The following is an 18,626-nucleotide window of genomic DNA, read 5'->3' as shown; positions in this document are numbered from 1 at the left end:
CCCCCCCGGGGGGGGGGGGCTCCCCCCCCCCCCCCCCCCCCCCGGGGGGGGGGGGGGGCCCCCCCCCCCCCCCAAACACGCCGAAACCTAACCCCTCCCCCCGAGGGAGAGGCGCTGTCCGGCGCGATCGAAATCCCGCTGTTCCGCCCTACCCCCGCCACCCCGGATTCTCCAGCAGCACCGCCATCCCCTGCCCACCGCCGATGCACACCGCCGCCACCCCGTACCTGAGCCCCTCGGCGCGCAGCTGGCGCGCCAGGGTAATGGCCAGGCGCAGGCCGGTGGCAGCCAGCGGATGCCCCAGGGCGATGGCGCCGCCGTGCACATTGAGCCGCGCCGGATCCAGCTCCAGGGCGCGCTGCACCGCCAGCAGCTGGGCGCCCTGGGCTTCGTTGATCTCCAGGCGGTCGATGGCCTCCAGCGCCAGGCCGGCGCGGTCGAGCAGGCCCTGGATGGCCGGTACCGGGCCGCTGCCCATGACGTCCGGCGGCACGCCTACCACGCAACTGCCGCGCACCCAGGCCAGTGCCCGTGCCGACGCGGCGTCCGCGCCCCGCGCCAGCAGCACGGCGGCGGCGCCGTCGGCCACCGCGCAACTGTTGCCGGCGGTCTGGACCCCGCCCGGATGCACCGGCGTCAGCCGTGCCAGGGCCTCCCGCGAGGTTTCCCGTGGATGGCTGTCATGCTCGACCACCGCGCAGCCCCGCGGCAGGCGCAACTCCCGCGGCGCCAGGCCCGCGGCCTCGAAGCGCGCCGCCGCCACCGGCACGATCTCTGCCGCGAACCAGCCCTGGCGCTGGGCTGCCAGGGCCCGCTCGAAACTGCGCAGCGCCCAGGCATCCACGGCCTCGCGGGCGATGCCGTGGCGCTGCGCCAGGCGCTCGGCGGTGGCGATCATGTCCAGTCCGGCCGCCGGGTCCTTGAGCGCCTCCCAGAGAAAGTCGTGGAATTCCACCGGCGCGCCGAGGCGAAAGCCGCTGCGGTGGGTGTAGGCGGCGATGGGATTGCGGGTCATGGACTCGGCCGCCACGCACAGCACCCGGCTGGCCTGGCCGCTCTGCAACTGATCGCCGGCCTGGCGCAGCAGCTCCAGGCCGGTGCCGCAGACCCGCTGCACCTGCAGCGCCGGCACCGCCTCGGGCACCCCGGCATAGAGGCCGATATGGCGTGGCAGCAGATAGGCATCGAAGCTGGCCTGGGCCACCGAGCCGGCCAGCACGGAATCCACCGCCGCGGCCGCATGCCCGCGCGCCAGCAGCGCCCGCGCCACGGCGATGCCCAGGTCGGTGGGCGATACCTGCCCCAGAGCGCCATTCAGATCGGTCCAGGGCGTGCGCACGCCATCCAGCAGCAGGATGTCGTCGTAGAGCGCACTCATGCCGTTACGCATGACCAGGCGCCTCGGCGCGGGCCGCCGCCGCTGGCGCCGCCGTCCGCCGTTGCAGCAGGGCCAGCACCGCGCCCGCGGCCACCAGCACCGCCGGGGTGGTGGCCACCACCAGGGTCGCCGCGCCACCGCCCAGGGCCAGGACCTGGCCCGCCAGCAGTGGTCCGGCCATGGCGCCCAGACGGCCGACCGCCACCGCCGCACCGGTCCCGGTCGCCCGTACCGCCGCCGGATAGAGCTGCGGCGCCAGGGCATAGAGCACCAGCTGGCCACCCACCACGAACAGCCCGGCGGCGAAACCGGCCAGGGCCACCAGTGGATAGGCCTTGGCCAGACCCAGCCCGGCCAGCCCCAGCAGGATGCCCAGGTAGATGGCCAGCACCGTCAGCCGTGGCCGCCAGCGATCCATGAGCAGGCCGAACAGCACCGAGCCGATGCCGCCGCCCAGGTTGAAGAGGATCTGCACTCCCACCGCCTGGCCGCGACTGAAGCCCTGGCCCACCAGCAGCGACGGCAGCCAGTTGAGCAGCATGTACATCACCGTGAGGGTGAAGAAATAGCCCAGCCACAGCAGCAGGGTGGTCGACAGCGGGATGGCGCCCAGCCAGGCCCCGCGCGAGCCGTTTGCCTGAGGTCCGCCTCGATTGCGCAGAAAGCCGGCGGTCTCCGCCAGGTAACGTCCGAGCAGCGGCGCCACCAGCAGCGGCGCCAGGCCGCCGACATAGAACACCGTCTGCCAGCGGCCGACGTCCAGCAGCCCCACCACCGCCGCCAGGGCGCCACCCAGGGGCACGCCGCAGTACATCAGGCTGACCGCCGTGGCCCGGGCACGCTCGTCCACCGACTCGGCGGACAGGGCGATCAGATTGGGCAGGGCGCCGCCCAGGCCGATGCCGGTGAGCAGCCGCGCCAGCAGCAGGCTCTCCAGACTCCAGACATGGGCGGTGGCCACCGAGAAGACCCCGAAGATCAGCACGCAGGCGATCAGCACCTTCTTGCGGCCGATGCGATCGGCGCACCAGCCGCCGATGAAGGCGCCGGGCAGCAGGCCGAGGATGCTGGCGCTGAACACCAGGCCCATCTGCCCCGGCTGGAAGCCGAAGGCCTTGGCCATGGCCGGGGCGGCGATGCCCATGGCCTGGAGGTCCATGCCCTCCAGCAGGGCGACGATGAAGCACAGCAGCAGGGTCAGGCGGGCCCCGGGCGGAACGGTCGAGAGCAGGCGCATGGTGGACTCCTCAGAAGCGGAAGGTGGTGGCGACCATCAGGAAGCTGGTGTCGTCGCCATCGGCCTGGCGCACGGCGGCGCCGGCCTGGAAGTAGCTGTATTCCAGATCCAGGGTCAGGTTGGCGGTGGGCATCCAGCGCAGGTTGTTGCGCCAGAGGGTGCCGGCCTTGCGCGCCGAGCTGGCCGCGGTGCCCGGCACCGTGGTCATGCCCGGCAGGTAGACGCCGTCTTCGGTGCTCTGCCGCCAGACGCCGAACAGCCCGCTCTCCAGCTGCAGGGTCGGCCGCGGCGCCAGGGTCAGCAGCGGGCCGACCAGATAGAGGTTGGCCAGGGTGGTGAGACCGGAGTCGCCATAGAAGCCGTTCTTCGGATAGAGCGGATCGAAGGTGCCGACGCGGTCGTCGCCCAGCCCGTGATCGCCGCTGGCGGCGTCCACCCGCAGGGCCAGCCGCGGCTTCCAGGCGCCGCCCAGGCGATAGCCGGTTTCGCTGCTCAGGCCCCAGGCGCGGATCTGGGCGCCGGCCAGATGCCCGCCCTGCCCGGCCAGGTCCCAGCTCCAGTCCCAGGGACCGGCGTTGCCGAACAGGCGGAAGCCGGCGGTGTAACGCTTTTCCGCGCCGGTCAGGCCGTCCAGGGTGCGCTGGTCGGTCTCCAGGCCGAAGCCGTAGACATCCAGCTTGAGCGGCCCGGCCAGCGGCAGGGTGCCGTAGAGGCCATAGAACTTGACCGCGTTGTTGGAGCCATCGTCGAAGCTGTCCTCGCCGGTCACCACGGGCCTCAGGCCGAAGGCGTCCAGCCGGTAGCCGTCCGGGCGACTCCAGGCCAGGCGCAGGCCGTCGAAGTTGAGGCGGATGTTGCGGGCGTCGCGGTAGGTGACGAAGGCCTGGTTGCCGTAGCCCAGCTCCTGGCGACCGATGCGGGTCATCAGCTTGCCGCCGGCCAGCGGCGTGTTGAGGTCGATGAAGGCCTGGTGCAGCTCGGTGCGGCTCTGGTCGTAGGGCCCGTAGAGCGCCTTGTTCCAGGCGCGGGTGTTTTCCAGCTGGACGAAGGCGCGCACGGCGTCGTCGAACAGGTGCAGGTCGGCGTGCAGCTGCAGGCGCTGCTGGATGTAGTGATCGGTGGCCACCCCGCGCCGGCCAAAGACCGGATTGCGGATGGTATCGAAGCGATAGCGCGCCTCGCCTCCGGTCTGCAGCCAGGCCGAATCGCCGAGGCGCTGGTAGCGCAGCTCGTCGAAGGGATCGGTGCGCTTTTGCGGATCGTCGAGAAAGCGATAGTCCTCGGCCCAGCGTGGCGGTCCGGGCGGCAGGGGACGCGCGGTCTCCAGGCTGTTGAGCGGCCTGGGCCGGGCGCTTTCCAGGGTGGTGGAAGGCGCGGCGAGCAGGCCCTGGCTGGCGAGCAAGGAGGCGAGCGTGGTAAAGGCGAGGCACGAGCGGGCCCGTGCGCGGGCCGGAAGCGAGCGCGAAAAAGACATGAGATGACCGTCCTGACTGAGGAAGCGGAAGGCGCCGCCGGGGCGCGCGGATCAGGGCCTAGCGGGCGCGGATCGGGTAGCGGTCAGGAGGGAGGGTGGTTGGATAGCGAGCTGACATGGCGGGTGTCCCTTTGTTGTTGTTGTCGTCACCAGAGGGCGGTTTGGCCCTGGCTCGATGATGGTCGATGGCAGAAATGGATCAAGCCATCCGGACCGAATCTGGCCGATTACCGAACGTTATCTTTATTAACTTTATCCCTGCAGGACGGCTGGTCAGCCAGGTCTCTCAACGTCTTCTGTATCGCGCTTTGTAACAATGCCCGCCCTTGAGGGGTCCATGAGGAGGCCCGTACGGGTTAAGGTTCCTTCTCCCACGATCGAAAAGGCGAACTCATGAGCTCCAAGACTCCCCTCCTGCTGGCTGGCGCCGCGCTCTTCACCCTGCTGGCCGGTTGCGGCTCGCATGAAACCCAGAGCAGCCCGGCGGCGGCCTCCTCGGCCCCGAGCGGCGCCGTCAGCAGCAGTGGCCGTTGCAACTCCGATGCGGTCCAGGATCTGGTCGGCAAGGCCCTCTCCCCGGCCCTGGCCGAAGAAGGCCGGCAGCGCGCCGGTGCCCAGGTCGTCCGGGTGGTCCGTCCGCAGGACCCGATGACCATGGACTTCAATTCCCAGCGCCTGACCATCACCACCAGCGCCAGCCTGGTGGTGCAGACCGCCACCTGCGGCTGATCCCCGGCGCGCCCCACGACCTGCCGGCCACCGCCGCGCAGGTCGGTGCGCCCAGCTAGAGGCCGAAGCCCTGGCGCAGGGCGGCCACGCTGTGGAAGTGAAAGGCCGGGCCATGGCGCTCCAGCTCTTCCCGACTGCCGAAGCCATAGCCCAGGGCTACCGCCGCCACGCCGTTGGCCTGGGCGGCGATCAGGTCGTGCTCGCGATCCCCCAGCATCAGGCAGCTTTCCGGCGCCAGGCCTTCGGTTTCCAGCACGAAACGCAGCAGTTCGGTCTTGTCGGCGCGGGTACCATCCAGCTCGCTGCCATGCAGGGCGGTGAAGAATTCCGTCAGGGCGAAGTGCCTGAGGATCTCCACGGCGAACACCCGCGGCTTGGCCGTCACCAGATAGAGCCGCCGTCCGGCCGCCTGCAACTCGGCCAGCAACTCGCGGATGCCCGCGTAGACCTCGTTCTCATAGAGACCGGTGGCGCGAAAATACCCCCGATAGGCCTCCACCGCGCGCCAGGCCCGCGCCTCGTCGAAGCCGTAGTGGGTCATGAAGCTCTGCAGCAGCGGCGGGCCGATGAAGACTTCCAGCCTGCGCAGATCGGGCTCCTCGATCCCCTCGGCGCGCAGCGCCACCTGGATCGCCCGGGTGATGCCCAGGCGCGAATCGGTGAGGGTGCCATCGAGATCGAACAGCAGATGAGGGTGATGCATGGGATGTCCTGGCAACGGGAAATCCTGACCAGTATGGCGAGCGGGGGCAGAGACCGGTAGGCTCGACCGCTCCATTGGAAATGAGTCTTGTTCGCCGATGCCGCCTTTGCCCCGTTCCGTCCGTCACAGCGCCTGGCTGGCCCTGCCGCTGCTGCTCGCCCTCGCCGCTCCCGGCCAGGCCCGCCCCATCGATCAGCCCATGGACGCCCAGGTGCTGCAGCAGCCGGGCCACGGCTATGCCTTCAGCGAACTCCAGCTGGATTCCGTCGACGGCGCCCGCCACTACCAGGTATGGATCGCCCGACCCGCTACCCCGCCACCGGCCGCCGGCTATCCGGTGCTCTATCTGCTCGACGGCAACGCCGCCCTGGGCGGGCTGAACGCCGAGTTGCTCGATACCCTGGCCAGGCGGCCCTATCCGCCCGTGCTGGTCGCGGTGGGCTACACGGGCGGCAAGCGCATCGACGGCCCCGGACGGGCCTACGACTACACGCCGTCCGCGCCTACCAGCGAACGCTTTCGCGAACTGGCCACCGGTGGCGCCGACGTCTTCCTCGCCTGGCTGCTGGAGCGCCTGGAGCCGGTGGTGGCGCGGCAGTTGCCGCTGGATCATGGCCAGCGCGCGCTCTGGGGGCATTCCCTGGGCGGGCTGTTCGTCCTCCACGCCCTGCTCACCCGCCCGGACGCCTTCGCCCAGGGCTACGCCGTGAGTCCCTCGCTGTGGTGGAGTCCCACCGTGCTACCTCAGAGTGATGAGCAGCTCAAGGAGCGTTTCAAGGCGCACCCGGCCCGTCTGGTGCTGCTGCAGGGCGGCGCCGAACGCGAGCTGCCCGCGCACTTCCAGAGCGAGGTCCCTGCCGATGCCACCCGGCGCCTCGCCGACCGCCTCGGCCAGCTCCCCGGCATCCGGGTGCGTTACGAGGTGCTCGAAGGCCTGGGCCACGGCCCCATGCTGCCGGCCTCGCTGCGGGCCGTGTTGAGCGAGTGGCGCTAGTCCGCCAGCCAGCGATACATCACCAGGCAATCCACCAGCCCCAGGCTGGCATGGCGATAGGCCTTGGGCAGGGTGCCGACGATCTCGAAGCCGTGCTTCTGCCAGAGCCGCACCGCCACCTGGTTGCTGGCCACCACCGAGTTGAACTGCATGGCCTGGAAGCCCAGGTCACGAGCCACCTGCACGGAGTGCTCGCAGAGGGCGCCAGCCACGCCCTGGCCACGGGCGGCGGGAGCGACCATGTAGCCGCAATTGCAGACGTGATCGCCCGGCCCCATGGCATTGGCCTTGAGGTAGTAGCTGCCGAGCAGCTGACCGTCGCGCTCGGCGACGAAGGTCGCCCGCGGCAGTTCCACCCAGAGTCGCCAGGCGTCGTCGCGGGTCAGGTCCGGGTCGTAGGCGTAGGTCTCGCGGGCCTGGGCGACCTGCTGGATCAGCGGCCAGACCTGATCGAAATCGGCGGCGGCGAGGGGGCGAATCTGCATGGGTGACTCCGGCGGACGAAGGAGCCGCCAGTGTCGCCTAGCCGGCCGCCGCTGCCAAATCACCGCCCTCTTCCAGCAGCCCCTGGGCCCCCTGGCGACAGGCTGCCAGCAGTTCCTCGGCCAGGTCCTCGTCATCCAGCGCCCGCGCCAGGGCCACACCACCGATCAGGGTGGTGGCCAGCTGCAGCGCCCGGGCGCGCCGCTGCGCCGGCGGCCCCGACAGATCCCGCTCCAGCCGGCTGACGAAGCGCGCGAAGAAGCGCGTATAGCTGCCACGGATGGCGGCCTCCCGATGGGTGACGTCGGCCGCCAGAAAGGCCAGCGGACAGCGCAGCGCTTCGCCCTCGGCGTGCTCGCGGCTCAGGTAATGCTCGACCAGTTGCCCGAGGCCTTCGCTACCGAGACCGTCGAGCCGGGCCCTGCCGACCCGCGCGGCATGGGCGAGGGCCTGGTCATAGACCTCGGTCTTGGTGCGGAAGTGGTGGTAGAAGGCGCCGCGGGTGAGACCGGCATCGGCCATCAGGTCATCGAGTCCGACCGCATCGAAGCCGCGGAGGGCGAACAGGCGGGCGGCGCTGTCGAGGATGCGCTGGCGGGTCTGCTCGCGCTGATCAAGGGGCCAGGCCATGGCTACTCCAGATTATGTTCTTGAACATAAGGTCTCCTTTGCCAGCATGCAGCCTTCTTTGCAAGGAGCCTGCAGCATGACGCCCTATCTCTTCGGTCCCGCCTTCAGCACCCTGGTGCGCAGCGTGCGCCTCCATGCCCTGGAACAGGGCCTGGAGCTCCCCTGTGGCCTCGCCCCTGACGGCCAGGCCATCGCCTGGCACAGCGAGGCCCACCTGGCGCTGCACCCCTTCGGCCAGGTGCCGGTGCTGCTCGACGGCGAGCTGCGCCTCTTCGAGACCCTCGCCATCTGCCGCCATCTCGATCGTCGGCTCTCGCCGGAGCGCGGCGGCAACCCGGAGCAGGACGCCTGGAGCAGCGCCCTGCTCACCACCGTGGATACCCGCCTGGTCCGCCGCTATCTGCTGCGCGTCGCCGGGCCACGACCCACCCCCTTCCGGACGCTGGAAGAGCAGCAGCGCGCCCTGGCCGACGTCGACGCGACCCTGGCCGTGCTCGATCGCCAGCTGGGCAACCAGAGCTTTCTCTGCGGCGCCGAATTCAGCCTGCCCGACGCGCTGCTGGGACCCATGCTCGACTACCTGGAGCCCCTGCCCGACCTCCACTGGCAGACGACCTGGCCCCGCCTCGCCGCCTATCTCGACCGCCTGCGCGCGCGACCCTCCGGCCGGGCGCTCCTGGTGGCGACCGGCTCCAGGCTGCGCTGAGTCCACGCGCCCTGGGTGACTACCCGCCTACCAAAACGCACCGCGATCATCCCCTCTCCCTCCGCGAGAGGGTCAGGGTGAGGGCCGCCCACCACCTCTCCCTACCTGCTAGCCTTGGAAGCTCCTCCCCCGCCCAAGGACCGCCCATGACCACCGCCCACCCCATCGCCCTCGTCACCGGTGCCTCCCAGGGCATCGGCCGCGCTGTCGCCCTCGGTCTGCTGCAGGACGGCTTCCGCGTGGTCCTTGCCGCCCGCCGTGCCGAACCCCTGGAGGCGCTCGCCGAAGAAGCCCGGCAACAGGGCGGCGAAGCCCTGGCGGTACCCTGCGACGTCACCGATGCCGCCAGCGTCGAGGCGCTGTTCGCCCGCATCCGCGACACCTACGGCCGCCTGGACCTGCTGTTCAACAATGCCGGCGTCGGTGCCCCGACGGTGCCCATCGACGAGCTGGAACTGGACGCCTGGCACCGGGCGGTCAACACCAACCTCACCGGCGTCTTTCTCTGCAGCCGCGCGGCCTTCGCCCTGATGCGCGCGCAGACACCCCGTGGCGGACGCATCATCAACAACGGCTCCATCTCGGCGCACACGCCCAGGCCCTTCAGCGCACCCTACACCGCCACCAAGCACGCCGTGGCCGGGCTGACCAAGGCCCTGGCCCTCGACGGCCGCGCCTTCGATATCGCCTGCGGCCAGATCGATATCGGCAACGCCGCCACCGAGATGACCGAGCGCATGGCCAACGGTGTGCTCCAGGCCGATGGCAGCACCGCCGTGGAGCCGCGCATGGATGTCAGGCATGTCGCCGACGCCGTCCGCTACATGGCCAGCCTGCCGCTGGACGCCAACGTCCAGACCCTCACGGTGATGGCGACCAAGATGCCCTATGTGGGCCGGGGCTGAGGGGTTCCACGTGGAACCCGATCAGAAAGGGAGCAGGAAATGAATCCAGCCGAAGTCGTCTCCTTCTGGCGCGCCGCCGGCCGGCGCCAGTGGTTCAACGGCGGCGCTGCCTTCGACGCCGAGTGCCGCGCGCGTTTCGAGGCCTTGCACTTCGCGGCCAGCCGCCGTGAGTGCGATGCCTGGATCGAAGGTGCCGAAGGCGCCCTGGCCCTGTGCCTGCTGCTCGACCAGATCCCGCGCAACATCTTCCGCCACAGCGGCCACGCCTTCGCCACCGACGGCCTGGCCCTGCAGCAGGCGCGACAGGCGCTCGACGCCGGTCTGGATCAGCAGGTCGAAGCCGAGTTGCGCGCCTTTTTCTATCTGCCGTTCGAGCACTCCGAAGTCCTGGCCGATCAGCAGCGCTCGCTCGCCTTGTTCGAGGACCTGGGCATCGAGCACTACCGGCGCTATGCCGAGGCCCATCTGGAGGTGATCGCCCGCTTCGGCCGCTTCCCGCACCGCAACCGAGCGCTGGGGCGACTCAATACGCCGGAGGAACAGGCCTGGCTGGATGCCGGCGGGGGTTTCTGACCCGCCCTTCAGGGCGCACCGGGCGACACGCAGGCGGAGCCGGGTTCCCGGTGCCCTAGCCCCGCCAGTCCACCACCAGATCCGCCCGCGCCCGATCGCCGTCGATCAGTCGCGCATTGGGCTCGTCGGTGCTTTCCACCCAGGCCTCGGCGTCCGCGCGGCTGCGGCCGAAATGCATGTGGCGGGCGACCAGCCGCTCGCGACGCTCCGCGGGCTCGACGCGCACGTACCAGCACTCGTCGAACACCTCGGCGACATCGCTCCAGGGCGCCTGCGTCAGCAGCAGGTAGTTGCCCTCGCTGATCACCAGCTGGGTCTCGGCGTGGACCGGAATGGCATTGGCGATGGGCTCTTCGATCTCGCGATTGAACAGCGGCGCATAGACGGTTTCCCCGGCCACCGGCGTCTTCAACCGCTGCAGCAGGGCGCGATAGCCGCGCGCATCGAAGGTGTCCGGCGCGCCCTTGCGTTGCGCGCGATCCAGACGCGCCAGCTCGCGATTGGCCAGGTGATAGCCGTCCATGGGCACCACCACGGCACGCGCGCCGAGCGCCGCCGCCAGCAACTCGGCCACGGTCGACTTGCCCGCGCCCGGAGTGCCCGCGATGCCCAGCAGGCGACGTCCACCCTGGGCCAGCAGCGCCTCGGCGCGGGCCAGGAGTTCGGCGGGAAGTTGCAGGCCATCGACCGGACGCTGACTGCTCATGCCGGCACCCCCGGCAGTGAACGGATGGAAACGGCAGGCAGGCACGGGAAAGCGGTCATGGCGAAGGTTCCGGCAGTGGAGATCGCGGCACGCTAGCACCCACCGCCGCGGTCGTCGACTCGGCGCCGACGTCGCCGGAAAGCCATCACAGTCTGCGGCCCGGCGAGCCGATCCCGGCCTCTCCCCCTCGGCATCCACCCGGCGCTCTCGTACACTCCGCTTCCAATCGGCCGCGCGCCGCCGTGTGCCTCATACAAAGGGATTTGGTCGCCATGAAGAAACCGCTACTTACCACCCTCGCCGGCGTGACCCTGGTGGTCGTCGGTACCGCCGTGGGCGGCGCCTGGTACACCGGTACCCGGCTGGAAGGCGAATTGCGCCAGGCCGCGAGCCAGGCCCAGGTGGCCCTGCAGGCGCAACTGCCCGAGTACCCCTTGCAGCTGCAACTGGTCGAGCTGCAGCGCGGTGTCTTCAGCAGCACCGCCACCTTCAGCCTGAGCGTGCAGGCCGAGGACCGCCCGCCCGTGGAAGTGCTGCGGGTGCTCGACGACATCCAGCACGGCCCCTTCCCCCTGACCCGCCTCAAATCCCTGCAGCTGGCGCCGGTCATGGCGGTCAACCGCTTCACCCTGGCGCGCACGCCGCTCACCGCCGATCTCTTCACCCTGGCCAAGGGCGCCGACCCCGTGCGGCTCGACGCCACCCTGGGCTACGACCGCACGGTGAACGGCGGTCTGACCCTGGCCGCCCTGCACCTGGACCAGCCCCAGGGCGCGGTGGCCTTCTCCGGCCTGACTGCCACCTTCGCTAGCGACATGGAGGCCAGCCGACTGCGCCTGGACAGCACCGTCGGCCAATTCAGCCTCAATGTGCGCACGCCGGAGGGCTGGGCCAAGCTGGAGACCGAAGGCTTCGCCTTGACCGGCGACAATCGCCGCAATGCCGATGGCTTCTGGCTCGGCCCGGGTCAGCTGCGCCTCGGCCGTCTGCTGCTGGCCATGCCCGGCAAGCCCGTGGTCGAGTTGCGGGATCTGCAGCTTCAGGGCGACACCCAACAGCAGGGCCAGCAGCTGGCGGGCACGCTCAACGCCAGCCTCGGCCAGCTCGACATCGCCGGCCAGACCCTGGGCAAGGCGACCCTGCGCAGTCACTACAGCAATCTCGACAGCCCGGCCCTGGCTCAGCTCAATGCGCTGCTGCAGCACCTGCAGCTGGATACCGAGCAAGGTCTCGATCCCACCACCCAGGCGACCCTGCAGCAGCATCTCGGCGATGTGCTCGCCGCGCGTCCCCAGCTGGTGGTGGACGAGCTGCGCCTCGATACCCCCGGCGGCAGCAACCGCCTGCGCCTGGACCTGACCCTGGCCAAGCCGGCGACCTACGATCTGCCACCGGAGCAACTCGCGGCTCAGCTGCTGGCCGGTCTCGAGGCGCGCCTGTCGGTGGCGCGGGGCAGCCTGGTGGATGGCGTCCTGTTCCAGGCGGGCGCCCAGCGCACCCAGCCAGCCATGCAGCAGCAGGCCCAGGCCACCGCCGAAGCCCTGGCCGGCATCGGCCTGAACAGCGGCCTGCTCAAGGCCGAAGGCGAGGATCTGGTGGCTACCCTGAACTACAGCGCCGGGCGGCTGCTGCTCAACGGCCAGGAGGTCCCGCCGGAACAGCTGCTGGCCCTGCTGGAACGTCCGCAACCCGCGGCACCCGCCAAACCCCAGGGCAAGGCGCCGAAACGCTAGCGGATGCTCGGAACGTTGGGCTTCGGCAATGTAGCCGCCTCAACCCAACCTACGCAGGCACCGCAGGTCGGGTTGAGCGCAGCGAAGCCCAACAGCGCCCCAACCGCCCTACTTCAACTCCAGCCCGCCACTGGCCTTGTTCAGCTCGCGCAGGTGCTTGCCGAGCAGGTCCAGATTGGCTTCGGTCAGGTCCAGGCCATCGCGGGCCTCCGGCGAAAGCAGCTGGCGGACCTCGTTGTTGAGGGTGTCCCTGAGGCTGCGCAGGTGCGCCTGGCGCTTCTGGCTTTCGGCGGTCAGCTGCTCCCACTCCCCCGGTTGCGGCAGACCGTAGCCGTCGGTGCCGAGCAACTCGGCCGGACGACTCAGGTAGCCGCTGTCCTTGAGGATCTGCTCCAGGGCGCCGCCGGCCTTGCCGAAGCGTGCCTTGTCCACGGCGTCCTCACCCAGGTAGCGATCCTTGAGCTCGGTCTGCGCCTGCAGCAGCGCCCGGCGATAGGCGGCCTGCTCCAGCAGCAGCAGGGCGGCGCTGGCGCGCAGGTCGGCGCGCTGGAATTGCTCGCGACGCTGCTGCGGGGTCAGCGCTAGCCAGGCCTCGACGTCCGCCTGGGGCAGCTTGAGGCGCTCCCGGGCCACCTTGAACATGGCCTGGAAGCGCTCGCGGAAGCTGTCGAAGCGATAGCCCAGCCGCAAGGCCTCGCGCGGATCGTCGAGTACCGAGGTGTCCACCAGGTCCTTGAACCTCAGGGCGTCCATCAGCCCGGTGGGGGTGATGACATCGAGCTGGGCAGCGGCCAGGCGCGGCACCCCGTCGTGCAGCAGCTTGAAGGTCTCCACCGCGCAGTTATTGGTGACGAAGTAGTACTGGCCGTCATAGCTCCAGTGCACCTGGGCGGTCCGCTCGAGGAAGTCGGCGATTTCCGGACGGGTCAGCTTGAGCGGCACGGATTGCAGGCCGCGCAGCTCCACCTTGGTGTACTCGTCCACCACCTGGGCCAGCGGCAGCACGAACAGCCGCGACGGGTAGGAACCGGTCAGGCCGCGCCAGCTGGAGAGCTGGACGTCGTTGACGAAGGCGCGGAACGACAGCACCAGATGGTATTGCAGGTCCAGTCGGCAATCCGGGCCGCGCGGCCGCCCGGGGGCGCAGACCACCAGGCGCAGCATGCTGTGGCCCCAGCGGCTCATGACCTGCTCGTTGCCCTCGGCCAGCAGGTAGTCGACCGCATAGACCCGCTCCGGATCGAGCCAGCCCAGGGGCGCCTCGCCGAAGTCGTTGCCGGCGTTGAGATAGGGATAGCGCCCCGGACAGGCATCGTGCGCCGGCGACCAGCCGAAGTGCTCGGCGAAGTAGCGCTGCAGCGCCGGCCGCCGGCAGGCGTAGCTCGGGTCGAGCAGGAAGTACTCCATGTTCACCGCCACGAATTCCTTCGGGTTGGTGACTTCATAGAGATCGGGACTGCGCGCGATGAAGAGATTCTTCGACTCGCGATTGCCGTGCTTGCGCGTCTTCACCTGCCAACCGGCTAGGTCCAGCAGCCGCGGATCATCGGACAGCGTATAGCTGCGCCCGGCCTGGCCCTGGCATTTCAGCGGCAGCTGGTCGGAGGTCAGCCCCAGGCCGCCGCAGGAGAGGATCAGCTGGCGCTGCTCGGGCGTCCAGACGCGCTCGCGGTCATAGAAGTGGGTCAGCTCGTGCAGCACCGTGGCCAGCAATTCGCGGTGCTGGGTGCCGTGGGGACGACCGGTCTGGATGCGGGTGTCGCTGCCGTCCACCAGACTGGGCAGCAGGCGACGATTGAGCAGCAGATTGCGCCGATCCGCCTCGCCATAGGCTTCTTCCAGCAGCTCGCTGCTCCAGCGCACCGGGATGCGCTCATCCAGCGCCGCCTTGAATTTGGGTGGCAGCAACGCCTGGGCCTCATCCAGCAACTGCTGGGTGGCCTGGATCTGCGCGGGCGTCAGGCCCTGGGTATCGAGTTCGAGGTGCAGGGCGGCCTGGGCCCCGCCGAGGGCCAGGCCGGCCGCGAGGCCAGCCAGCCACTGCCGCAGCCGGCCGGCGCGGTTGTTCACAGCGCCAGGATGGCCTGGGCCAGCTGCAGGTCGTTGGCCTGACGCGCGGCCGGGAACTGGTCGCGCAGGCTGCGGAAGGCTTCTTCCAGCTGGACGCCACGGATGTCGCCGTCGCTGGCGACAAAGCTGGCGGCATCACCACGCGCGGCCTGGATCATCTTGGCGTCGCGGATGGAGGTGGTGGTGTCGGAGGTGAAGTCGATGCTGCGCTGCAGCGCCCGCACCACGATGTTACTGGTGGCCACCAGGGTCTGGGCCTGAGCCAGGCTCGAAACGCCCAGGGTCAGGGCAGCGGCGATAAGCAGGTAACGGCGCATGGATACTCCAGGGATGTCACGGAATTGAAACGGACTACTGACTCAGAATCGCCGCGGCGAGTTCCCGGTCGGAAGCCTGCAGCGCCGGATCGGCTGCGCGCAGGGCGCGGAAGGTTTCCTCCAGCTGGGCACCGCGCAGGGCACCGTCGGTGGCGACGAAGGCTGCGGCATCGTCACGCGCCGCCAGGACCAGCTTGTTCTGGAACGGCGCCGTGGTGATCTGGCTGGTGCCATAGATGGTCTTCACCAGACCTTCGGTGGTGGAGTCGAACGCCAGGACCGGCGTGGCGAGACAGAGGCCGAGCAACAGCGCGGCAGAACGACGGATAGACATGGATGGCGACCCTCCGGTGGCAGATGGTCGCCAAGGCTAACGCAGCCCCCCGCTCCGGGCTAGCAGGCACGGGGCACGGGGGGTATCGCGGTGTTGCGCGTCAGATGGCGAGAATCGCCTGGGCCAGCTGGTCGTCACTGGCCTGACGCAGTTCGGGTGCCTGGCTGCGCAGGTGGTCCAGCGCCGCCTCCAGGCGTACGCCGCGGATGTCGCCGGCGCTGCCGACGAAAGTGGCCGCATCGTCACGGGCTTCCTGTACCAGCTTGTCGTTCTTGAAGGAGCCGGTGATGGACGAGGTGGTGTCCGAGGTCGCATCGATGGCGTTGACGATGATGTCGGTGGTGACATAGAAGCTCGACGCCGAGGCGGCGGTGGACAGGCAGAACAGCGCCGCGGCGGCGCCCAGGTGCAGGGTTTTCATGGGGGACTCCCGTCTGGATAGGCCTGACTGAGACTACCGCCAGCCCGAGGAAGTCGCATCCCGAGGCAGATTTTCACTCCCGCCAGAAGGGTTTGCCGCCTTCCCGGTACTGATCCGCGAGATTCAGCCCCAGGTCGGCCAGGGCGCGAGCGTCCAGGCGCTGCAACTGCCGGCGTGTGACGAGGCGCCGGTGCCAGCGGACCAGCAGCGCGAGCAGTGGGTGAAAGCGGCGGCGAAAAGCCGATGATTCTGTGGGTGAGGTAAGCAGTGACCGGCTGTCCATGGCGATCTCCAGCGCAGCAAGGGAGCCTCAAGCTTCATCCGTACGGCGCGGGCAGACCACTTACAGCCAGAGAATACTGTACCCGTACAACTTCAAGGCAGGTCTATCTGTACTGAGCATGCCCGTGGTGATCGCTCTGCGACGCCACTCTGCACCGGTTTATCGGGAACGAACTGTATCGCCTGCCGCGACGTACCCCTGGTCGGCGTGAATCGCTACAATCGAGGCTTTCAGCGCCCATCCGCGAGAGGCACCGCCATGAGCTTCAAAGTTTTCGTCGACGGCCAGGAAGGCACCACCGGCCTGCGTCTGCTGGACTACCTGACCGGCCGTTCGGACATCGAACTGCTGCGCATCGACGAGAGCAAGCGCAAGGACCCGGCCGAGCGCGCGCGCTTCCTCAATGCCGCCGATGTGGCCTTTCTCTGCCTGCCCGATGCCGCCTCCCGCGAAGCGGTGAGCCTGGTGACCAATCCCAACACCTGCATCATCGACGCCAGCACCGCCTTCCGCACCGACAGCAGCTGGACCTACGGCCTGCCGGAACTGGCGCCCGGTCAGCGCGAGGCGCTGCGCGCCAGCAAGCGCATCGCCAATCCCGGCTGCCACGCCACCGGCTTCATCCTGCTGGCCCGGCCGCTGGTGGACGCGGGCCTGCTGGCTCCCGATACCCCGCTGTCGGCGTTTTCCCTGACCGGCTACAGCGGTGGCGGCAAGCAGATGATCGCCGCGTACGAAGCCGGCGGCGACGCCCGCCTGCTGAGTCCGCGTCCCTATGCCATGGGCCAGGGCCACAAGCACCTGCCGGAAATGCGCGTGCAGAGCGGCCTGGCCGCCGCGCCGGTGTTCAGCCCCATCGTCGGCCCCTTCCTCAAGGGCCTGGCAGTCACTATCCCGCTGCACGCCAGCCAGCTGCGTCCGGGCACCACCGTGGCCGATCTGCAGGCGGCGCTGGCCCGTCACTATGATGGCGAAGCCTTCATTCGCGTGGCCCCGGTAGCCGCCGAGGAGGAACTGGACAATGGCTTCTTCGACGTCCAGGCCAGCAACGACACCAACCGCGCCGATCTCTTCGTCTTCGGCAATGCCGAGCGGATGACGCTGGTGGCGCGGCTGGACAATCTGGGCAAGGGCGCGGCGGGTGCTGCGGTCCAGTGCATGAACGTGCACCTGGGCACCGACGAGGGTCTGGGGCTCGCCAGCGGCCGCTAGTCAGGGCGCCGGCTTTCTGTTCGGCCGGGGCGAACCTTTTTCCTGGTTGCCCCGTCTGAACTGCTGAACGGTTCGGATAACCGTTCTGCTCCTTTGCTGTTTAGTGTTGGCAGATGCTGGACCCCTGCTTTGGCGGTCCAGTCTTGAACTCCGGACTTCTCCCCTCCCCCGATGGAAGTCCGGAGTTTTTTTATGCCTCGGCGGCGGGTTCGTCGAGGCCCAGCCAGTTGGCCAGCACGCGCTGGGCATCCTCTATCCCCTGGCGCTTGGGCGCCGAGAACAGCTGGATGCTGGCGGTATCGCCCCAGCCCTGGCGCACGTCGCGCTGCACCTTGAGCAGGGCATTCTTCTGGGCACCGAAGGCCAGCTTGTCGGCCTTGGTCAGCAAGATGTGCAGCGGCATGGAACTGGCCTGGGCCCAGTCCAGCATCAGGCGGTCGAATTCGGTCAGCGGATGGCGGATGTCCATCATCAGCACCACGCCGCTGAGCGAATTGCGGCTGCTCAGATAGGCCTCCAGGTGCTCCTGCCAGTGCTGCTTGAGCGGGATCGGCACCTTGGCGTAGCCGTAGCCGGGCAGGTCCACCAGGCGCCGCTCGTCGTCGAGGGTGAAGAAGTTGAGCAGCTGGGTACGCCCGGGCGTCTTCGAGGTACGCGCCAGGTTGGCGTGGGTCAGGGTGTTCAGCGCACTGGACTTGCCGGCGTTGGAGCGACCGGCGAAGGCCACTTCGTGACCGCTGTCGAACGGGCACTGATCGACCTTGGCGGCGCTGATGAGAAAGGACGCCTGCTGGCACAGACCGACGATGGGATTCTTGAAGCTGGACATGGGGGTACTCGCGAGCGCGCGGCAAAGCCAGCAGTATATCGGATGCGCCGGGCGAGAGCCGCGCCCCTGGTAACCTGAACGAAGCCTGAACATGGCCGGCCTCCGGCGCTGCGGCGACTAGGCGCGGCGATGCACCCGGCTACAATGCCCGCAATCCGTCATGCCCGGTTGGTGGGCGTGCCTTCTTCCAGGAGTAGTCCCATGCGCAACCTGCTTTTCTCCGCCGTGTTCGCCGCCGCCAGTCTGTTCGGCGCGGCCGCCCATGCCGACGACATCCAGGCCGGCAAGCAGTACACCGAACTGAGCAGTCCGGTTCCGGTGTCCGAACCCGGCAAGATCGAAGTGGTTGAGCTGTTCTGGTACGGCTGCCCGCACTGCTACGCCTTCGAGCCCACCCTCAACGCCTGGTCCAAGAAGCTCCCCGACGACGTCTCCTTCAAGCGCGTGCCGGCCATGTTCGGCGGCATCTGGAACGTCCACGGTCAGCTGTTCGTGACCCTGGAAGCCATGGGCGTGGAAGCCAAGGTGCATGACGCCGTCTTCGCCGCCATCCACAAGGAGCACAAGAAGCTGGCCACCCCCGAGGAGATGGCCGACTTCCTCGCCACCCAGGGCGTGGATCGGGAAAAATTCCTCAGCACCTACAACTCCTTCGCCGTGAAGGGGCAGGTGGAAAAGGACAAGAAGCTGGCCATGGCCTACCAGATCACCGGTGTGCCGACCATGGTGGTCAATGGCAAGTACCGCTTCGACCTGGGCTCCTCGGGTGGCCCGGACGAAACCCTGAAGGTCGCCGACTTCCTGATCCAGAAAGAACGCGCCGCCAAGTAAGCGTCACCCGCCCCCCCGGGCCCCCGCGGGGGGGGGGGCGCGGGGGGCGCGGCACCGGCCCCCCGGGGGGGGGGTATT

At 69.2% G+C, this 18,626-nt stretch carries 21 protein-coding genes; 8 read left to right on the top strand and 13 right to left on the bottom strand.

All coding sequences use genetic code 11. The features are described from left to right. Positions 1-148 precede the first annotated feature (148 nt). Genes QMX82_RS23020 through QMX82_RS23010 form a run of 3 tightly spaced genes read right to left on the bottom strand, consistent with a single transcriptional unit; the run spans position 149 to position 4,089 of the window. On the bottom strand, positions 149-1,390 hold the full coding sequence (locus QMX82_RS23020; protein WP_282287893.1) for a thiolase family protein: 1,242 nt from the start codon (positions 1,388-1,390) through the stop codon (positions 149-151). Beyond that, positions 1,383-2,615, bottom strand: coding sequence for a 3-(3-hydroxy-phenyl)propionate transporter MhpT (gene mhpT, locus QMX82_RS23015; RefSeq protein WP_187980833.1), 1,233 nt, complete (start codon positions 2,613-2,615; stop codon positions 1,383-1,385). The genes QMX82_RS23020 and mhpT overlap by 8 nt, the downstream gene beginning before the upstream one ends. A 10-nt stretch (positions 2,616-2,625) precedes the next feature. Further along, positions 2,626-4,089, bottom strand: coding sequence for an alginate export family protein (locus QMX82_RS23010; RefSeq protein WP_282287890.1), 1,464 nt, complete (start codon positions 4,087-4,089; stop codon positions 2,626-2,628). A 393-nt stretch (positions 4,090-4,482) separates the two neighbouring features. Between QMX82_RS23010 and QMX82_RS23005 the strand changes: the two genes are divergently transcribed. After that, entirely contained in the window at positions 4,483-4,818 is a 336-nt protein-coding gene (locus QMX82_RS23005; RefSeq protein WP_027598593.1) for an I78 family peptidase inhibitor, read from the top strand. A 55-nt stretch (positions 4,819-4,873) separates the two neighbouring features. On the opposite strand, the gene QMX82_RS23000 is transcribed toward QMX82_RS23005, so the two are convergent. Beyond that, complete coding sequence (locus QMX82_RS23000; protein ID WP_282287888.1) at positions 4,874-5,521, bottom strand: HAD hydrolase-like protein; 648 nt, start codon at positions 5,519-5,521, stop codon at positions 4,874-4,876. A 106-nt stretch (positions 5,522-5,627) separates the two neighbouring features. Here QMX82_RS23000 and QMX82_RS22995 point away from each other — a divergent pair, with 106 nt between their 5' ends. Beyond that, positions 5,628-6,515, top strand: coding sequence for an alpha/beta hydrolase (locus tag QMX82_RS22995; protein WP_282287886.1), 888 nt, complete (start codon positions 5,628-5,630; stop codon positions 6,513-6,515). On the opposite strand, the gene QMX82_RS22990 is transcribed toward QMX82_RS22995, so the two are convergent. Both QMX82_RS22990 and QMX82_RS22985 read right to left on the bottom strand, forming a co-directional pair. Further along, entirely contained in the window at positions 6,512-7,000 is a 489-nt protein-coding gene (locus tag QMX82_RS22990) for a GNAT family N-acetyltransferase (protein ID WP_282287884.1), read from the bottom strand. The two genes, QMX82_RS22995 and QMX82_RS22990, sit on opposite strands and share 4 nt — an antisense overlap. 37 nt (positions 7,001-7,037) lie before the next feature. Next, complete coding sequence (locus QMX82_RS22985) at positions 7,038-7,628, bottom strand: TetR/AcrR family transcriptional regulator (protein ID WP_282287882.1); 591 nt, start codon at positions 7,626-7,628, stop codon at positions 7,038-7,040. A gap of 76 nt (positions 7,629-7,704) precedes the next feature. On the opposite strand from QMX82_RS22985, the gene QMX82_RS22980 reads away from it, so the two are divergent. The 3 genes from QMX82_RS22980 (at position 7,705) to QMX82_RS22970 (ending at position 9,812) form a co-directional block, all read left to right on the top strand. Continuing rightward, a complete protein-coding gene (locus QMX82_RS22980; protein WP_282287880.1) occupies positions 7,705-8,334 on the top strand; it encodes a glutathione S-transferase family protein in 630 nt (209 codons plus the stop codon). A gap of 146 nt (positions 8,335-8,480) precedes the next feature. Then, positions 8,481-9,239, top strand: a complete 759-nt coding sequence (locus QMX82_RS22975; protein ID WP_282287878.1) for an SDR family oxidoreductase — start codon at positions 8,481-8,483, stop codon at positions 9,237-9,239. Between the two features lie 39 nt (positions 9,240-9,278). Further along, entirely contained in the window at positions 9,279-9,812 is a 534-nt protein-coding gene (locus QMX82_RS22970) for a DUF924 family protein (protein WP_282287876.1), read from the top strand. Positions 9,813-9,867: 55 nt separating this feature from the next. On the opposite strand, the gene QMX82_RS22965 is transcribed toward QMX82_RS22970, so the two are convergent. Continuing rightward, on the bottom strand, positions 9,868-10,518 hold the full coding sequence (locus tag QMX82_RS22965) for a nucleoside/nucleotide kinase family protein (RefSeq protein ID WP_208693266.1): 651 nt from the start codon (positions 10,516-10,518) through the stop codon (positions 9,868-9,870). A 272-nt stretch (positions 10,519-10,790) separates the two neighbouring features. On the opposite strand from QMX82_RS22965, the gene QMX82_RS22960 reads away from it, so the two are divergent. After that, a complete protein-coding gene (locus tag QMX82_RS22960; protein WP_282287873.1) occupies positions 10,791-12,251 on the top strand; it encodes a YdgA family protein in 1,461 nt (486 codons plus the stop codon). Positions 12,252-12,359: 108 nt separating this feature from the next. Here the strand turns inward: QMX82_RS22960 and QMX82_RS22955 are convergent, their stop codons facing one another. The 5 genes from QMX82_RS22955 to QMX82_RS22935 all read right to left on the bottom strand — a co-directional run bounded on the left by QMX82_RS22955 (position 12,360) and on the right by QMX82_RS22935 (position 15,676). Next, positions 12,360-14,321, bottom strand: coding sequence for a DUF7844 domain-containing protein (locus tag QMX82_RS22955; protein WP_442969412.1), 1,962 nt, complete (start codon positions 14,319-14,321; stop codon positions 12,360-12,362). After that, the gene (locus QMX82_RS22950) at positions 14,318-14,638 is read right to left on the bottom strand and encodes a DUF2388 domain-containing protein (RefSeq protein WP_208693269.1); all 321 of its coding nucleotides are present in this window, start codon (positions 14,636-14,638) and stop codon (positions 14,318-14,320) included. The genes QMX82_RS22955 and QMX82_RS22950 overlap by 4 nt, the downstream gene beginning before the upstream one ends. 34 nt (positions 14,639-14,672) lie before the next feature. After that, the gene (locus QMX82_RS22945; protein ID WP_208693270.1) at positions 14,673-14,972 is read right to left on the bottom strand and encodes a DUF2388 domain-containing protein; all 300 of its coding nucleotides are present in this window, start codon (positions 14,970-14,972) and stop codon (positions 14,673-14,675) included. Positions 14,973-15,072: 100 nt separating this feature from the next. Next, positions 15,073-15,393: a DUF2388 domain-containing protein gene (locus QMX82_RS22940; RefSeq protein ID WP_133860128.1), complete on the bottom strand. Its 321-nt coding sequence runs from the start codon at positions 15,391-15,393 to the stop codon at positions 15,073-15,075. Positions 15,394-15,466: 73 nt separating this feature from the next. Beyond that, positions 15,467-15,676: a DUF1127 domain-containing protein gene (locus QMX82_RS22935; RefSeq protein WP_208693271.1), complete on the bottom strand. Its 210-nt coding sequence runs from the start codon at positions 15,674-15,676 to the stop codon at positions 15,467-15,469. Positions 15,677-15,934: 258 nt separating this feature from the next. Between QMX82_RS22935 and argC the strand changes: the two genes are divergently transcribed. After that, a complete protein-coding gene (gene argC, locus QMX82_RS22930; RefSeq protein WP_282287869.1) occupies positions 15,935-16,888 on the top strand; it encodes an N-acetyl-gamma-glutamyl-phosphate reductase in 954 nt (317 codons plus the stop codon). 190 nt (positions 16,889-17,078) lie between these two features. Here argC and yihA read toward each other — a convergent pair whose 3' ends face one another. After that, on the bottom strand, positions 17,079-17,717 hold the full coding sequence (gene yihA / locus QMX82_RS22925; RefSeq protein ID WP_282287867.1) for a ribosome biogenesis GTP-binding protein YihA/YsxC: 639 nt from the start codon (positions 17,715-17,717) through the stop codon (positions 17,079-17,081). A 201-nt stretch (positions 17,718-17,918) separates the two neighbouring features. Between yihA and QMX82_RS22920 the strand changes: the two genes are divergently transcribed. Continuing rightward, positions 17,919-18,548 carry a thiol:disulfide interchange protein DsbA/DsbL gene (locus QMX82_RS22920; protein WP_133860131.1) on the top strand — a complete coding sequence of 210 codons (630 nt, stop codon included), beginning with the start codon at positions 17,919-17,921 and terminating at the stop codon, positions 18,546-18,548. Positions 18,549-18,626: the final 78 nt, after the last annotated feature.

Source organism: Pseudomonas sp. PS02302, assembly GCF_029959585.1.
Taxonomy (GTDB): domain Bacteria; phylum Pseudomonadota; class Gammaproteobacteria; order Pseudomonadales; family Pseudomonadaceae; genus Chryseomonas; species Chryseomonas aestiva.
This window is presented reverse-complemented; position numbering and strand designations above follow the sequence as displayed.

Bases quoted from the DNA above. Each gene is read 5' to 3' on its own strand.
- QMX82_RS23020 (WP_282287893.1), bottom strand. From the start codon at position 1,390: ATGCGTAACGGCATGAGTGCGCTCTACGACGACATCCTGCTGCTGGAT.
- mhpT (WP_187980833.1), bottom strand. From the start codon at position 2,615: ATGCGCCTGCTCTCGACCGTTCCGCCCGGGGCCCGCCTGACCCTGCTG.
- QMX82_RS23010 (WP_282287890.1), bottom strand. From the start codon at position 4,089: ATGTCTTTTTCGCGCTCGCTTCCGGCCCGCGCACGGGCCCGCTCGTGC.
- QMX82_RS23005 (WP_027598593.1), top strand. From the start codon at position 4,483: ATGAGCTCCAAGACTCCCCTCCTGCTGGCTGGCGCCGCGCTCTTCACC.
- QMX82_RS23000 (WP_282287888.1), bottom strand. From the start codon at position 5,521: ATGCATCACCCTCATCTGCTGTTCGATCTCGATGGCACCCTCACCGAT.
- QMX82_RS22990 (WP_282287884.1), bottom strand. From the start codon at position 7,000: ATGCAGATTCGCCCCCTCGCCGCCGCCGATTTCGATCAGGTCTGGCCG.
- QMX82_RS22985 (WP_282287882.1), bottom strand. From the start codon at position 7,628: ATGGCCTGGCCCCTTGATCAGCGCGAGCAGACCCGCCAGCGCATCCTC.
- QMX82_RS22980 (WP_282287880.1), top strand. From the start codon at position 7,705: ATGACGCCCTATCTCTTCGGTCCCGCCTTCAGCACCCTGGTGCGCAGC.
- QMX82_RS22975 (WP_282287878.1), top strand. From the start codon at position 8,481: ATGACCACCGCCCACCCCATCGCCCTCGTCACCGGTGCCTCCCAGGGC.
- QMX82_RS22970 (WP_282287876.1), top strand. From the start codon at position 9,279: ATGAATCCAGCCGAAGTCGTCTCCTTCTGGCGCGCCGCCGGCCGGCGC.
- QMX82_RS22965 (WP_208693266.1), bottom strand. From the start codon at position 10,518: ATGAGCAGTCAGCGTCCGGTCGATGGCCTGCAACTTCCCGCCGAACTC.
- QMX82_RS22960 (WP_282287873.1), top strand. From the start codon at position 10,791: ATGAAGAAACCGCTACTTACCACCCTCGCCGGCGTGACCCTGGTGGTC.
- QMX82_RS22950 (WP_208693269.1), bottom strand. From the start codon at position 14,638: ATGCGCCGTTACCTGCTTATCGCCGCTGCCCTGACCCTGGGCGTTTCG.
- QMX82_RS22945 (WP_208693270.1), bottom strand. From the start codon at position 14,972: ATGTCTATCCGTCGTTCTGCCGCGCTGTTGCTCGGCCTCTGTCTCGCC.
- QMX82_RS22940 (WP_133860128.1), bottom strand. From the start codon at position 15,393: ATGAAAACCCTGCACCTGGGCGCCGCCGCGGCGCTGTTCTGCCTGTCC.
- QMX82_RS22935 (WP_208693271.1), bottom strand. From the start codon at position 15,676: ATGGACAGCCGGTCACTGCTTACCTCACCCACAGAATCATCGGCTTTT.
- argC (WP_282287869.1), top strand. From the start codon at position 15,935: ATGAGCTTCAAAGTTTTCGTCGACGGCCAGGAAGGCACCACCGGCCTG.
- yihA (WP_282287867.1), bottom strand. From the start codon at position 17,717: ATGTCCAGCTTCAAGAATCCCATCGTCGGTCTGTGCCAGCAGGCGTCC.
- QMX82_RS22920 (WP_133860131.1), top strand. From the start codon at position 17,919: ATGCGCAACCTGCTTTTCTCCGCCGTGTTCGCCGCCGCCAGTCTGTTC.